Here is a 14354-nt window from a genome sequence, read left to right on the forward strand (position 1 = left end):
CACACCCCTGAAGGGGTGGGCTTTCGCCTTGCTCCCGCTGTAAGGGACAGCGTCCCACTCCACAGCAAGGCCACGAACCGAACGCCGGTGGTCGTTTTCACAGGGAGAAGGCCTATTTTCTCCGGCCACATTTCAGACGTATGGGAATATACCACAGCGTTCAGGCTGTCGCCGGTGCGACCGGTGACGGCCCCATCGACTGGAGTGCCGTCGCCGACGCCGCGAAGGGCGCGACGGACACGGGCGACCTCACCGTCGAGACGCCCGAACGCGACGGCTACGCCACCGACGTTCGGGACGCCAGAGATCGCGTCCGGGAGGTCGGCGAACTCGCCTTCGACCTGCCCGAAACCGTCGAGATCCAGAACCGCCACCACTGGATTGACGCCAACGTCGCCACGTTCAGCCGCGTGATGGAGCCGATTGAACAGCAGGCCGAGTACATCCCCGGCATCGCCCGCGTCGTCAACACCGGATCGATGGCCGTTGCGCTCTCGTTTCTGGGGAACAACGTCCTGGGTCAGTACGACCCCGTCCTGCTCGCGGACAACGACGCCCACGCGCTGTACTTCGTGCGCCCCAACATCCATCGGGTCGCCGACCAGTTGAACGTCGAGCGGGACCGCTTCCGCCGCTGGATCGCGTTCCACGAGGTCACCCACGCGGCGGAGTTCGGCGCGGCCCCGTGGCTGTCCGACCACCTCGAAACGGCGATGGAGGACGCCATCGACAACCTCACCGACGGCAACATCGACCGGACGACGCTGGGCGAACTCGACACCACGATGACCGCCGTCGAGGGGTACGCGGAACTGCTGATGGACCGCGCCTTCGACGACGAGTACGACGACCTGCGCCGAAAAGTCGACGAGCGCCGGCAGGGGCGTGGCCCCATCGCGTCGCTCATGCGCCGGCTGCTCGGCCTCGGGATGAAGCGCCAGCAGTACGAGCGCGGGAAGGCGTTCTTCGACACGGTCGCCGACGCCCGCGGCGTCGCTGCGGCCGGGCGCGTCTGGGACTCGCCGGACACCCTCCCCACCGAAGACGAGATAGAGACGCCGACGCTGTGGATCGACCGCGTCGACCCCTGAAAGAGCTACGACACGCCGCGTGGCCGCACGGACCGCTTATTTCTCCGGTTCTTCCACAGGCGCTTCGATCTTCGCGACGTCGAGGAGGATTTCGCTGTTCGATTCGTCGACGGCGACAACCGTCCCGGCGACGACGAGCTTCGAGATTGGCGTCGGCCCGAGAATGACGGCCTGTCCCTCGCTGAAGTCCTGCACCGAGCTCTGGAGGTGGAACCGGGCACGGCACTTCTCCGGGTCGTGGACGTTCGTGAAGTTGATTTCCTCGACGGTGACGTCGACGCGCTCGTAGTCGTGGGCAACGACGACGCTCTCGGCCTCGTCTATCTGTTGGCGGTCGATTGCGTCGAAGGCCTCGGACGTCGGCTTGTACCCGCCCGTCGGGCCGGGAATGCCTTCGACGAGTCCCAGCGAGGTCAGACTCTGCATCTGGTTCCGTACCGTTCCGGGGTTCCGGTCGATCTCCTCCGCGATTGTCTCGCCGGTAACTGCCTCACCGGTCTGTTGATACCTGTTTACCAGCGTCGTAAGCATTGTTCGCTGGCTGTTGTTCAGATCGATGCTAACCATACCGGTGTGTATCGGGAGCGGCTACTTATCCCATTGGGTTCACTCATTTGAACGCCGGTCGAACTCATAGACGGACCTACTCCATGTATCCCAGTTGTTTCAGCCGGTCTTCGACGGCGTCGCCGTCGTCGCTTCCGAGGGCGTCCTCGATACTGAGTGGGGCACGCTCGCCGACAGCGGGGTCCTGGGGGAACACCGGGAGGACCTCGCCGCGCATGTCCGTCGGCACCGCACAGCCGTGGGCGGCCAGCACCGTCGGCGCGATGTCGAGAATGCTGATTCTGTCGAGTTCGCCCTGCGGCTCGAAGTCCGGCCCGCTGGCGGCGAAGATGCCGTAGGGCGTGTTCTCGGCCGCCCAGCGGTCGGGGCCGCTCTGGACGGTCCCGCCGCCGATGCCGTCGTTGACGTGGACGCCCGGGCGCTGGTCGACGACGACCTCCGGGCCGGCGTCGACGTAGGGGCCGTTGTACACGTCCTCGCCTCTGTAGACGTCCGTGAACAGCGGGCCGTGCTCGTCTTCTACCTCGCGGAGGTCGGCCATGAGCGACTCACGGACCGATTCTACGTCGAACCGGGGGTTGATGTACACCGGCCCCTGCCCGCTGGCGACGACCTTCGTCTGTTCCAGGTCGATGGCTTCGAGCTTGCGGTCCCGTTTGACGCCGTCGCGCTGCGGGACGAGTTGCTGGATGGACTCGGGGACGACGCGGGCGAGCGTGTCCACCAGTCCGGCACGCTTTGCGACCGCGAGCAGGTTCTCGCGGTCGAGCCCGATTCGAGTGAGCACGGCGTCGACGCTCGTATCCCGGACCTGGTAGCCGTTCTCGGCCAGCCACTCGTTGATGTAGAACTCCGTCTGGGTCGCGTCACAGCCGTGGTCGGACATCAGGACGAGGTTCAGGTCCTCGCGGTCGTCGAGTCGGCCGACCCACTCGTCGACTATCTTCCACGCACGCAAGCTCGGCTCGTCGTCCCAGAAGAAGTGATGCAGGACGTTGAGATAGAACAGCGTGACGTGGACGAAATCGAGGTCCCGCTCGTCCATGAGCGTCGTCGCCACCTCGAAGCGCTTCTCTAGCAGGTCCAGAATGGCCTCGACTTCCGCGCCGCGCTCGTCGTTCGAGGACAGCAGCGGGTCCGGGTGGACGCTGTAATCGAACCGTGATTCGAGTTCGTCGGCCAGTTCCGGCGGCGAGGTGTAGCCGGAGCTGATCGACCGGTATTCGCCCTCGACGGCGTCCGGACCCCCGGCGACGACGAGGTCGTCGATGTCCCGCGGCGGGTACATCGTCGGCATGTTGACGACACCGGCCGACTGCCCCTCGTCGTTGAGGTAGTCCCACAGCTCGGCGGTGTCGTAGTCGCCGCCGTTCATCACGTTGATCTCGCCCGCGGCGAGGTCGACGTTCTCGAACCAGAAGACGCCGAACCCGCCCGGGTCTTTGCCCGAGGAGTAGCACTTCCAGTTCGGGAACGTCACCGGCGGCAGACAGCTCTGCGTCCCCGCCCAGGTGCCGGTGTCCCGCAGCGCGGCCAGATTCGGGAGCTCGCCGGCCTCGATCCACGGGTCGAGCAGTTCCCAGCTCGCTCCGTCGAGTCCGACGACGAGGGTCTTCGTCATGGTGAGACGGAGACAGGCGAGTCACTAGTCCCTTTCGCACCCCGTCCAAGGGGTTGGGAACCGACCGGTCGGCTGAAACGGACAACGCGTCACTTTTGAGCGCGCCGCCGGAAGGGCCGGTATGAGCAACCGGTCGGACATCGCACCGGACACCGTCTCGGTCGAGTTGACCGAGGACGGCGTCGTCGTGGAGTACCTCGACGGCCGCCAGGCGTTCTATCACGGCGTCCCAACGGCGGTCGAAGGGAGTATCCAGACTGCGCCGGGAAAAGACACACACGTCCTGATTACCGACGAGACGGAGACGTCGGGCATCCTCGTGTACGTCAACGACCTCCGGACCCACGACGATATTCTCGAAGAGACAGGCGTCGGACGGGTCATCCTCGACGACGGCGAGGAGGACGAACTGTTCCCGGGTGTTACGGTCCGAGACAATCAGATGCGGACGGAAGTAGACGTGGACTACGACGTAACGAACGGCCGCGTGTTCGTCTTCGAGGAGGACGAACTCGGCGAGCGGAGCTTCGAGATCGTCGAGGCGTGATGCCTGTGGTGCGGGTGGCGTGACTGCGAGGGCGAGGGCCGCTACTGGATGTAGGACGGGTCTTCGTCGTCACAGTTCTCCTCGTGCTGGCGCGCGTCGCTCTGGTCGTCGAACATCAGGCCACAGGTCTCGCACTTGTACCAAGTGACCTCGTCTCGCTCGGTTTGGACAACCATACCTGAAATTCCGACGGCCGACCGTATATTATTTTCCCGCAACACAACGGGAACCCTCAAGGGAGTCGGATTGCAAGAAGGCGGCATGAGCGGGTCCACTGACGCCGGTGTCGAACTCACCGTCGAGGGTGCGAACAAGCGCGACGCCGGGCGCGGTATCGCACGACTACCGGAGTCCGCACGGACCGAACTCGGGGTGTTGAGCGGGTCGCCCGTCATCATCGAAGGCGACGACAGAACCGTCGTGAAGGTCTGGCCCGCGGACGACGACGGCTCCTTCGTCCGCATCGATTCAGACACCAGAGCGAACGCCGGGGTCAACATCGGCGACACGGTTACAGTGACCAGCGGGTCGGTCTCCGAGGCCACTGAGATCGCCGTCCAGTCGGTCGAACCGATACCGGGCAGCGAGGACTACGAGAGCCTGGTCAGGAAGCGGCTGGTCGACCAGATAATCCAGGCCGACGAGCGGACCCACATCGAAGGGCTGGGCACGTTCCTCGTTCGCAAGACCTCTCCCTCGGGGCCGGTTCGCGTCACCGGCACGACGGCAGTGACTGTGCTGCCGGGCCTCGACGGTGGCAGCGATGCGGGCCAGTCGTCGTCCGGTGAGGCAACAACGGCGAACACACCGACCGCCGAGACGGAATCGGGGGTGAGCTACGAGGACATCGGCGGCCTCGACGAGGAACTGGATCGTATCCGTGAAATGATAGAGATGCCCCTCTCGGAGCCCGAGGAGTTCCGCCGTCTGGGTATCGACCCGCCCAGCGGCGTCCTCCTGCACGGCCCGCCCGGGACGGGGAAGACCCTCATCGCGCGAGCGGTGGCAAACGAGGTCGACGCCTACTTCGATACCATCTCCGGCCCCGAAATCGTCTCCAAGTACAAGGGCGAGAGCGAGGAACGCCTACGCGAGGCCTTCGAGAAAGCGGAAGCGAACGCACCGGCTATCCTCTTCGTCGACGAAATCGACTCCATCGCCGGCTCCCGCGACGAGGACGCCGACATGGAGAACCGGGTCGTCGCCCAGTTGCTCACGCTGATGGACGGCCTCGAAGACCGGGGCCGGGTCGTCGTCATCGGGGCGACGAACCGCGTCGACGCCATCGACCCGGCGCTGCGCCGGGGCGGACGCTTCGACCGCGAAATCGAGATCGGTGTGCCCGGCGAGCACGGTCGCCGCGAGATTATGGACGTCCACACGCGGGATATGCCGCTGCACGACGACGTGGACCTCGACCGCATCGCCGCACAGACCCACGGCTTCGTCGGGGCGGACCTCGCGTCGCTGACCACCGAGGCCGCAATGGCCGCGCTCCGGGCCGACCGCGACGACGGCGACGTCCATCAGGACGACTTCGAGACCGCGCTCGCCACCGTCGACCCCAGCGCGATGCGGGAGTACGTCGCCGAGTCGCCGACGGCGACCTTCGACGACGTGGGCGGGCTGTCCGAGGTCAAGCAGACGCTGACGGAGGCCATCGAGTGGCCGCTGTCGTACACTGAGCTGTTCACCGCGACCAACACCGACCCGCCGAGCGGCATCCTGCTGTACGGCCCGCCGGGGACAGGCAAGACGCTGCTGGCTCGGGCCGTCGCTGGCGAGAGCGACGTGAACTTCATCCACGTCGCCGGCCCCGAAATCATGGACCGCTACGTCGGCGAGAGCGAGGAGGCGGTCCGGGAACTGTTCGAGCGCGCCCGCCAGACCGCGCCGAGCATCATCTTCCTCGACGAGATCGACGCCATCGCCAGCCACCGCGGTCAGGGCAACGAAGTCACCGAGCGCGTCGTCTCCCAGCTACTCGCTGAACTTGACGGCATCACCGAGAACCCCAATCTGGTCGTACTGGCTGCGACTAACCGCCGGGACATGATCGACGATGCGCTCCTGCGACCGGGTCGCCTCGAACAGCACGTCGAGGTCCCGAACCCCGACCGTGAAGCCCGCGAGGAGATTCTCGCCGTCCACACCGACGGAAAGCCGCTCGCTGATGACACCGATATGAGGGACCTCGCCGAGGAGACCGACGGCTTCTCGGGTGCAGAACTGGAGGCCGTCGTCCGCGAAGCGTCGATGCTGGCCATCCGTGAGGTGGCGTCCGCCTACGGGCCGGAAGAGGCCACCGAGAACGCCGACGAAGTGGAGATCACGCCAGAACACTTCGGTGAAGCGCTGGAGCGGGAACGGACGCGGTAGCTCGCAGGATATCTTCGTCGCAGTAGCTGCTGAGTGGACGTTTTAGATCGATAGTATCCGAAAGACGAGGAGAGGCGAAAGGATCGACTCCGGGAGAGGAGTGAAAAGGCTGTCCGGACAGCCTTGGCGGACGAGCGACGCCGAGTGGCCGAGCAGCGAGACGGGCGTTAGCGCCGGCATCGACGTGAAAAGCGCCTTGCCGGCAGCTACTCGTAGCGAGTGCACACGCAAAAAAGGCCCGGTGTTCGGTTCCGGCTACGCGTCCCTGTCTGGCGACTCCATGTCCGATTCCTCAGTGGATTCCTGCTGTGGGGCGTCGCTTTCGCCTCCACCGGCACTGTCTTCTGTGGCGGGTTCCGACGCGCCACGTCGGCCCAGCAGCGGGACCGACCGACCGCGAAGGAGCCGTCGGCCACCGACGACTGGGACGGCGAGGACGACGAGCCACGGAGCGAGACTCGCGGCGGTCACCAGCAGCCCACGAGTGAACACGTACACGTCGGTCACTGACGAGAGGAACGCAGCGACAAGCGACCGCTCGTGGTACGGCACTTGCTGGGCCGACGGCTCGGGCGCTGGCTCGTGAATCTCGACGCGCAGCGTCGAGTAGGCGACCCGCTGTTCGAGCGAGCGCTTCTGTGCTTCGAGGCGTTCGATGTCGCTCTGGACCGACGAGAGTTCCTCTTCGATGCGGAGCAGTTCCGCCGTGCTGTTTGCCTGCTCGTAGAAGGTCCGCAGTCGGTCGCGGCGCTCCCGGAGGTTGGTTAGCCGCGCTTCGAGGTCGACCAGTTTGTCGGTCACGTCTTTCGTGGTCGTTTCCTCGGAGCGCACCGTCCCCTGCTCGCTCACCATCGACTGCGTCGGTTCGTACTCCTCGCTTGGCACTCTGACCACGATGTACCCGGTGTACCACGCCTCGCCGTCGCTGCGGTGGAGTTCGCGGTTGGAGTCGCTCACGTACCCGCCGGACGTGCGCGCCCGAGCAGCGATTGCGTCGGCTGTCGTGGAGTAGTTCTCCACTTCGACCACCATCCGACCGTTGCGGATGATGGCCCGGTCAGCCGCCGCGTCGCCGGCCTGAATATTCCCGCTATCCGCGGCGTTCGCCTCGGAGTCCGCTTCGACGGGTTGGCTCGACCCGCCGTCGCCGCTGGACATCTGTGCGCCGTCACCGCCGCCCTGTGCCTCGCCCGCATCGCCGCTCCCACCCATACCGGTACAGCCGGCAAGGAGGAGGAGACCGACGACAGCGAGGACCCTGATTCGCGAAGCCATACGGGTCGTACTCGTCCTGAAAGCGGCATAACGACGGCGAACGCTCAAAAACCGCTTTTTGTAAAACAGCGACTGCAGTTACGGCCAGTCCGTCCGGCGGTCCGCAAGCGCCGGGAACTCCTCGCGGACCTGGTCGACGCGAGCCGGGTCGAGAGTGGCAGTTACCAGTGCCGGGTGGTCGTCGGCGCTTGCGAGCGTCGTTCCCCACGGGTCGTACACCGTCGACCGACCCAGCAGTTCCGCGTCCTCGAACTGTCCGACGCCGTTCGCGGCGGCGACGTACAGCTGGTTTTCGACGGCCCGAGCGCGGCCGAACAGCTTCCAGTGCTCGACGCGGGGATAGGGCCACGCGCTCGGGACGAGCGTCAGCGTCACCCCCTCGTCGACGAGATGGCGGTACAGCTCTGGGAACCGGAGGTCGTAGCAGGTGGTAATGCCGACGGTGAACCCCTCGAAGTCGAGGGTCGGAATCCTCCGGCCGGCTTCGAGCAGTTGGGACTCCGCCGAGTCGTAGCCGAACAGGTGATGTTTGCGGTACACCGCCTGTCGCTCCCCGTCGCGGTCGAAGAACACGGCGGTGTTCGCCATCCCCTCCGGGGCCGGCGTGTCGAAGCCGCTGTCGGCGCTGGCTTCGAGGTCCTCGACGATACTTCCGGCGAGCACCGCCACGTCGTTGTCCGCGGCGACGCCGCGGATTCGGGTGAGTGTCTCGCCCTCCAGCCCCTCTGCTTCGCGGGCGTAGCGGTCGAACGCGAAGTAGCCGACGTTGAACAGTTCCGGGAGCACGACGAGGTCCGCGCCGTCCGCGGCCGCGTCCCTGATGGCGGTCGTCGCGCGGCCGACGTTCTCTGCCACCGAGTCCGACGACACGTCTATCTGGGCAAGCGTGAGTCTCATGCTTCGACTTCGAGGTCGTCCCGCAGCGCCTGTTCGAGGTTCTGCATCTCGTCGTCGAGGTTCCGCTTGAAGAACCGCTCGACGCCCGGGAGCTTGCCGTCGACGATGAACCGGTTGGTCAGTTTCGTGCCGCCGTCGGCCGTCTCTTCGAGTTCGTGTTCGCCCTGGACGGTCATCACTTTCGAGCGACCGATGAAGCGGGCGTACTCCGGGCGGCGCTGTTCGACGTCCTCGGTTTTCACCGTCATCGTCTGGCTGACAACCGGAATCGGGAGTTCTATCGACCAGTTCGCGTGTGTGTCGTCGATGACTTCCCAGTCTGTGACGACGCTGATCGGCCGGGCCCGTTTATCCGGGTCGGTGATGAATTCCCAGACACGCTCCGGTGTGGCCGGCACAGTCATCGTTCGCTCGGCCCGGACAGTCATGGAAGGTACTCGGGACTACTGGCCGATGAATCCACCGATTGTCGCAGTGCGTAAAACCCGGCAGCGGCTATCCCGTCGGTGTGACGCGCCACGTCGTCGACCGTGCCCGTCCCCACTTCTCGATCTCGACTTCGTCGGCCTCCTCAGCTAAGCGTGGCAGCCGCGCTCCCACTTGCTTCGACGAGAGGCCGAGCTGCTCAGCGATGTTCTTCGCGCGGAAGTAGCTCTCTCCACGCGAGACGCTGTCCCGGAGATATTCGAGAATGCGTCGGTCTTCCTCGCTGTAATCGGCCATACTAGAGACTAGGTCTCAGCGTTTTTAACGGTTCCCTTCACAGTCTCTCCGCTGATACCAGGCGTCAGGCGTCGTAGGCGTGAATCGCCACGATAGCCACGGCCGCGGCCAGCATTGCAAGCCCGAACGCGCCGCCGGATGTCACGAGAAGATTCCCGGTCTCAAGTTCCTGTGCGTGCAGAATCGCGTAGTTGTAGCTGTTGGTTGCTGTGACCACGGCCGCGCCGACCGAGACGAGCCCGAACAGCAGGGCCAGACCCGTCCCCATGTCGCTTTTGGACGCCTTGGAACTCATGTACGAGGCTTTCGGTGTTGCCCACTTAGTTCATTCGGGCTGGTGTCGAAAGCGCTATTCGATGGTCGTGTGTTCGGACTCCTCGTTGAGCGCGAGGTTCGTCGCGATCTCGGCGCTCCGGACCGCGAACTCGGCCGTCTGCTGGAGGCTGACGAGCACTTCACGCACTTCCAGCAGCGCCTCGTTGTCCATCCCCGGCAGGTCGTCGAGGATCTCGTGTTCCTTGTCGCCGATGTCCTTGTACAGCTCTCGGACCTGAATCGCGGTGTCGTAGTTGCGGTCGACGGCCGCCTGGACCGCGAGTTCGGTGATATCGTTGACCTGGTCGGTGAACTCGCGGATGCGGCGCATCGTCGAACTGTCGACGTTGAGGGAGTGGTCCTCGGTCTCCAGCGCGATTTCGGCGATGTCCTCGGCGTTGTCCGCCGTCAGTTCGAGGTTCTTCGCAATCGAGCGGTAGCCGATGAGCGGGAAGCCGTCGTTGAGGCCGATGGCCCGCGCGAGGTTGGGGTTCTGGTAGGCCGTGAAGATGAGCCGTAGCAGCAGGACGAATATCTTGTTGGCCTGTCGCTCGCGGTTGAGCGCCCGCTGAGCGAGGTCGGGGTTGCCGTGGGCGAGGGATTTCACCGCCTCGTTTCGCATCGTCGAGCCGGTGGATTCCAGCCGTTCGAGGAGGTTGTTGAGCGTGAAGTCCTCCGGGTCGACGGAGCAGCGAATCGCGATTCTGTCCGGCGTCTCCTCGATGACGCCGAGGCCCATCAGTTGGGTTTCGGCGTTGTAGACGGCGTTAATGTGAGAGGATTCCAGCGTCTCGCCTTCCGGGGCTTCGACGTGGATGACGCGCCGTCCGAGCACGTACTGGGCGACGATGGCCCGCTCGACAGACGCGGCATCGAGGTTCTCTGCGTGGATGATAGCCTCTGATTCCTCGGTCTGGACGGACTCGGGCATGACTGTCAGCGTGCCTTTGCCGCCCATCCGTAGCGACACCTCGTCGCCCTTTTCGACGTCGTGCGCACTGGCCCACTCCGCCGGCAACGTCATCGCGAGCGTCGACGGCCCCAATCGCTGGACTTTCCGAGTTTCCATATGTCCTTTGTGGGGCGTGAGATACCTTAATCTTGACTATACATGATAAAATACCGGAGCCGATATATCATGGCTTACGTCTCTCGGCTGGGGAGGCCCATACAGATTAGACGACTTCGACGAGTCGGCGCTCGTGACGGCCGATGCGGACCCGCAGCCAGCCGCGCAGTTCCTCGTCGAGGTCCGAGTCACCGGTGTCGACCCGGAGCGTCCCGATACCGTCCAGTTTCCGCCGCGAGGCGACGACTTCGAGGTCACACTGCCTGATGACCGCCGGTGACAGTTGCTGATTCCCCCGGCCGAACACGAACCCCTGCCCACCGATGGGCGAAACCACGATGACGTTTCGGTCGCCGAGGGCGTCGAGAATGTCTGACTCGGCGGCGTCACGGGCAAGCACCTCTCCGTCGCGCCACACGTCCACGCCGAGCGTCGTCCCGTCGAATCCCAGGTGTTCCTTGATAGCGCCGACAGTGCTCCCCGGACCAAGGACGTACGTGACGCCCGTTTCGACGGCGTTGGCCAGACTCTCGGCGAGGGACTCGACGCTGCCGCCGCCCAACTGCTTGGCCGACTGGCGCTGGTCGGCAACGGGGACCGTCGCGACAGCCCGTAGTTCAGTGACCACTTCCCCGCCTCTGAAGGCGTCCTCGTCGATATCGTTGACCTCCGCACGCTCCGTCTCGGAAAAGCGGGCCACGATGCGCCCGGCCGCTCGCGGCGACACGCCGAACACGGAGGAGTACACCTTGACGCCCGCCGGGACGCCCAGAATCGGGATGTCGGCGTCCAGGTCGTCGAGGGTCGTCGCCACGTCGACGGCTGTGCCGTCGCCGCCGACGAACAGGATCGCGTCCACATCCGCCTCGGCGAACGCCCGGACCGCAGCTCGGGTGTCCTCGCTGGTCGTCTCGTCGGGAGTCGCCGGGGAGCCGACCACCGCCGGGTCGAACCCTGCCGCACGAGCGATACCCTCCCCCATCGGATCGCCGTACGTGAGCAGTTCCACGTCCGTCTCCACCTCGGCGAGTGATTCCAGCGCAGTCCGTGCGCGATCCGGTGCGCGTTGCTCCGCGCCGCGGCGGCGCGCCTCCGCGACTTTCCCGTCAGTGCCCTTGAGGCCGACGCGGCCGCCCATCCCGGCGATGGGGTTGACCACGACACCGATTCGTCGCATTCGCTTCCTCTTGGCGACCCCGCGGCAAAAGGGGCCCGGGAGCGTGCCTTTCAAGCCACCCCACGAAGAACGCACAGCTATGTCAGTCCTACTCCAGAGCGGCGTTCAGACAGGGATCATCAACGCGTCCGGCGCGGTCATCACGCTCGGTGGCCTGCTCCTGACGTTTCTCTGGCTGAACCACCTCTACCGGTAGTCACTCCGCCGTCGGTGACTCGACGCGTTCGCCGAACCACGCGGCCGCGTCCTCGACTAGCTCCTCCTCTGTTCCCTCGAACCGGACGGTTACGTGGTCGCCGGGATAGCTTCCGACCTTGACCGGGAACTGCTCCTGTACCTCCGCCAGTCGATCCAGCAGCGCGCTCTCGGGCTCATCGGCGTCGACGGTGCGAACGTACCGCTGCTCGCCGGCGAACTCACCCGCAATCTCCTCGAACATCCGCTTCATCTCGGCCGGCACGCCCGGTAAGACGTAACAGCTCTCGACGACACAGCCGGGCGCGACGCCCTCGTGGTTTGGCAGGACACGGGACCCCTCCAGCACCTCGCCGGTTCCGTCGGTCAGGTCGTCGCGCGTGTAGCCGCCGTGTTCCTCCAGCCACGCGATGGCGTCCTCGCTCTCGACGACGTCCCGGCCGAACGCCGCGGCGACGGCTTCGATGGTTTTGTCGTCGTGCGTCGGTCCAAGGCCGCCGGTGACGATGACGGCGTCGAACTCCGCGTGGTACTCGTTGACCACGCGGGCGATATCCGATATCTCGTCGGGGACGACCGTCGTCCGGCCGACAGTGACGCCACGCTCTGCGAGCTGTTGTCCCAGCCACGCGGCGTTCGTGTTGACCGTCTCGCCACTGAGCAGTTCGTCTCCGACGGTGACTACCGCGACGCGCATACCGCCCGGTTGGACTGGGAGACACAAATACTGTCGGTCACAGAACGTGGTAACTGTGTATCCGTCGAATCGCAGAGAAATGCTCCGTCAGGGATTTGAACCCTAGTCATCACCGTGAGAGGGTGATATGATTGGCCGGACTACACCAACGGAGCGTACACAAATTCGTAGCGAGGAGATACGTATAATCATTGCGTTTCGGCCCCGCCCTGTGTTGGTTCCTCATACTGTTGGCTGTAACTATGGCACGGTATTCACAGTGGCAGAGTTCTGTACAGACGTACAGCCGGCAGTCTCACTCGTCGTCGAACGGCGAGCCAGCGGCGTCGGGCTCCTGACCGGCGAGGCTGATGATGTTCTCGCGGCCGACTCTGAGCTTCGAGATGTCGCCGTCGTCCTCCATGTCCGAGAGGAGCATGCTCACCTTCGACTTCGACCAGTCGGTGCTGTCGACGATGTCGACCTGCTTCATTCTGCCGCCGTTCTCCTCCAGCAGTTTGCGGACGCGGTCGCTGTCGGTGAGCAGTTCCTCGTCGGGGACGGCCGGTTCGTCTGCTGTGTCGGCGGCCGCCGCCGTCTCGCCCGGCGGAGCCGTCGACGACTGCTCCGCGTCCGTAGCGCCCGACGGTGACGCAGCGGGCGGTTCGTCGTCGTCGGTTCCCAGGACCTGTCCCAGTGCGCCGGACCGCCACGCGGCCACACCGCCAGCAACGACAATGAGACCGACGATGGCGGCCGGGAGCATCCACGACGGCCCACCGGCGGCCTCGGAAGGTGTATCACCGCCAGCCGTGGTGCGCTGCTCAGCACCAGCGCTCTGCCCGGTTTCGCGCGGTTGCAGTTCCACGTAGGGCCGGCGGTCGTTGAACGACTGCTCGCCGTTCCACGTAACGCTCTCGCTGTTTTTGAGCGAGTCCGGGGTACTCTGTGAGTCAGGTTCCGGCTTGACATTGACGAATGCCAGTTCGGGGCCGCGCTCGAAGACGAACGACTGGCTCGACCCGATGTAGAACCCGCCGTCGAACACGTCGCTGACCACGATGGAGTCGCCCTCGACGACAGCGAAGTTATGCCAGCGGAACGACATCCGAACCGTGCCGGTGTTCTGGAGCGGGTCGACCGATGCCGACCGGTCGTAGTTGGTCGCACTCATGTTCCGGCCAGTCACGTTCGTCCCGTACTGTGTCAGCAGCGTCGACTGCTCGACGAAATTCTGGTACAGCGGTTGCTCCGTCTGCTCGAACGCCTCGGCGAACTCCTCGAACTGCTGTTGGTCGGTGTCGTTTTCGAGCGGGGTCCTGTGGACGATTGCCCACTCGGCTGACCCGTTCTGATACAGCGTGACCTGGAACGTCGTCCGGTCGAACCTGTCGGGCGTCTGGACGCCGACGCTCTCGTCGGCCGGCTGTGACATCGCCAGCGGCGCGGCACCGCTCCCCAGCAGGAGAACCAGCACGAGACTGGCGACGACCAGGCGTACCATCTGTCGTATATCATCGATGGACCGCATAAAAGCGCTGTGAATAGCACCGTTCTCAGCCAGTATCCTGCCGGTGTCCGGTGATTTCTCGGTACGGGTACGACTCGAAGCGGTGGTGACCGAAACTGGTGGCGCGCGCTCTGCGGGCGCTCGAATTCATGATCCGCGCTGGGTTCGAAGTGGCTCTATTCGCCAGTCTGTACCGTGGTATCACTAATCTCTCGCTTGACACGCGACCATGGGAGGGGGCGATTCCTGTTTTGACAGCGGTGTCCTGGCTTCTACACGGTTATTTCGCACGAATTTCCGGTGGGTTATTTA

At 64.9% G+C, this 14354-nt stretch carries 15 protein-coding genes and 1 tRNA gene; 3 read left to right on the forward strand and 13 right to left on the reverse strand.

The genetic code is table 11. The annotated features are described in order from the left end of the window. The first annotated feature begins 140 nt into the window (after nucleotides 1–140). The gene (locus AV929_RS08850; RefSeq protein ID WP_014040293.1) at nucleotides 141–1091 is read left to right on the forward strand and encodes a zinc-dependent metalloprotease; all 951 of its coding nucleotides are present in this window, start codon (nucleotides 141–143) and stop codon (nucleotides 1089–1091) included. A gap of 36 nt (nucleotides 1092–1127) precedes the next feature. On the opposite strand, the gene AV929_RS08855 is transcribed toward AV929_RS08850, so the two are convergent. Together AV929_RS08855 and AV929_RS08860 are read right to left on the reverse strand one after the other, a co-directional pair. Beyond that, nucleotides 1128–1658 carry an Rrf2 family transcriptional regulator gene (locus AV929_RS08855; RefSeq protein WP_023843253.1) on the reverse strand — a complete coding sequence of 177 codons (531 nt, stop codon included), beginning with the start codon at nucleotides 1656–1658 and terminating at the stop codon, nucleotides 1128–1130. 76 nt (nucleotides 1659–1734) lie between these two features. After that, nucleotides 1735–3279: an alkaline phosphatase family protein gene (locus tag AV929_RS08860; protein WP_064288018.1), complete on the reverse strand. Its 1545-nt coding sequence runs from the start codon at nucleotides 3277–3279 to the stop codon at nucleotides 1735–1737. Between the two features lie 121 nt (nucleotides 3280–3400). On the opposite strand from AV929_RS08860, the gene AV929_RS08865 reads away from it, so the two are divergent. Beyond that, nucleotides 3401–3826: a DUF5796 family protein gene (locus tag AV929_RS08865; RefSeq protein WP_050038025.1), complete on the forward strand. Its 426-nt coding sequence runs from the start codon at nucleotides 3401–3403 to the stop codon at nucleotides 3824–3826. Between the two features lie 41 nt (nucleotides 3827–3867). Here AV929_RS08865 and AV929_RS22790 read toward each other — a convergent pair whose 3' ends face one another. Beyond that, nucleotides 3868–4002 carry a hypothetical protein gene (locus tag AV929_RS22790; protein ID WP_004517924.1) on the reverse strand — a complete coding sequence of 45 codons (135 nt, stop codon included), beginning with the start codon at nucleotides 4000–4002 and terminating at the stop codon, nucleotides 3868–3870. An 85-nt stretch (nucleotides 4003–4087) separates the two neighbouring features. Here AV929_RS22790 and AV929_RS08870 point away from each other — a divergent pair, with 85 nt between their 5' ends. Next, on the forward strand, nucleotides 4088–6205 hold the full coding sequence (locus AV929_RS08870) for a CDC48 family AAA ATPase (RefSeq protein ID WP_064288019.1): 2118 nt from the start codon (nucleotides 4088–4090) through the stop codon (nucleotides 6203–6205). A 255-nt stretch (nucleotides 6206–6460) separates the two neighbouring features. Here the strand turns inward: AV929_RS08870 and AV929_RS08875 are convergent, their stop codons facing one another. The 10 genes from AV929_RS08875 to AV929_RS08920 form a co-directional block, all read right to left on the reverse strand. After that, nucleotides 6461–7480 (reverse strand): DUF4349 domain-containing protein, encoded by a 1020-nt coding sequence (locus tag AV929_RS08875; RefSeq protein WP_064288020.1) that lies wholly within the window; start codon nucleotides 7478–7480, stop codon nucleotides 6461–6463. Between the two features lie 78 nt (nucleotides 7481–7558). Continuing rightward, nucleotides 7559–8377, reverse strand: a complete 819-nt coding sequence (locus tag AV929_RS08880; protein ID WP_064288021.1) for a carbon-nitrogen family hydrolase — start codon at nucleotides 8375–8377, stop codon at nucleotides 7559–7561. Then, nucleotides 8374–8805, reverse strand: coding sequence for an SRPBCC family protein (locus tag AV929_RS08885; RefSeq protein WP_008309269.1), 432 nt, complete (start codon nucleotides 8803–8805; stop codon nucleotides 8374–8376). Before AV929_RS08885 ends, AV929_RS08880 begins: the two co-directional genes overlap by 4 nt. A gap of 67 nt (nucleotides 8806–8872) precedes the next feature. Further along, complete coding sequence (locus AV929_RS08890) at nucleotides 8873–9100, reverse strand: hypothetical protein (protein WP_004592831.1); 228 nt, start codon at nucleotides 9098–9100, stop codon at nucleotides 8873–8875. A 64-nt stretch (nucleotides 9101–9164) separates the two neighbouring features. Beyond that, complete coding sequence (locus tag AV929_RS08895; protein WP_004961543.1) at nucleotides 9165–9368, reverse strand: hypothetical protein; 204 nt, start codon at nucleotides 9366–9368, stop codon at nucleotides 9165–9167. Nucleotides 9369–9449: 81 nt separating this feature from the next. After that, entirely contained in the window at nucleotides 9450–10484 is a 1035-nt protein-coding gene (locus AV929_RS08900; RefSeq protein ID WP_064288022.1) for a phosphate uptake regulator PhoU, read from the reverse strand. Between the two features lie 106 nt (nucleotides 10485–10590). Next, the gene (locus AV929_RS08905; RefSeq protein ID WP_064288023.1) at nucleotides 10591–11661 is read right to left on the reverse strand and encodes an ATP-NAD kinase family protein; all 1071 of its coding nucleotides are present in this window, start codon (nucleotides 11659–11661) and stop codon (nucleotides 10591–10593) included. Nucleotides 11662–11857: 196 nt separating this feature from the next. Then, complete coding sequence (locus tag AV929_RS08910; protein ID WP_064288024.1) at nucleotides 11858–12553, reverse strand: molybdopterin-binding protein; 696 nt, start codon at nucleotides 12551–12553, stop codon at nucleotides 11858–11860. Between the two features lie 80 nt (nucleotides 12554–12633). Next, nucleotides 12634–12708 (reverse strand) — tRNA-Glu (locus AV929_RS08915). A 140-nt stretch (nucleotides 12709–12848) separates the two neighbouring features. Next, a complete protein-coding gene (locus AV929_RS08920) occupies nucleotides 12849–14063 on the reverse strand; it encodes a hypothetical protein (protein ID WP_064288025.1) in 1215 nt (404 codons plus the stop codon). Nucleotides 14064–14354: the final 291 nt, after the last annotated feature.

It is taken from the genome of Haloarcula sp. K1 (assembly GCF_001647155.1).
In the GTDB taxonomy this organism is placed as follows: Archaea; Halobacteriota; Halobacteria; order Halobacteriales; family Haloarculaceae; genus Haloarcula; species Haloarcula hispanica.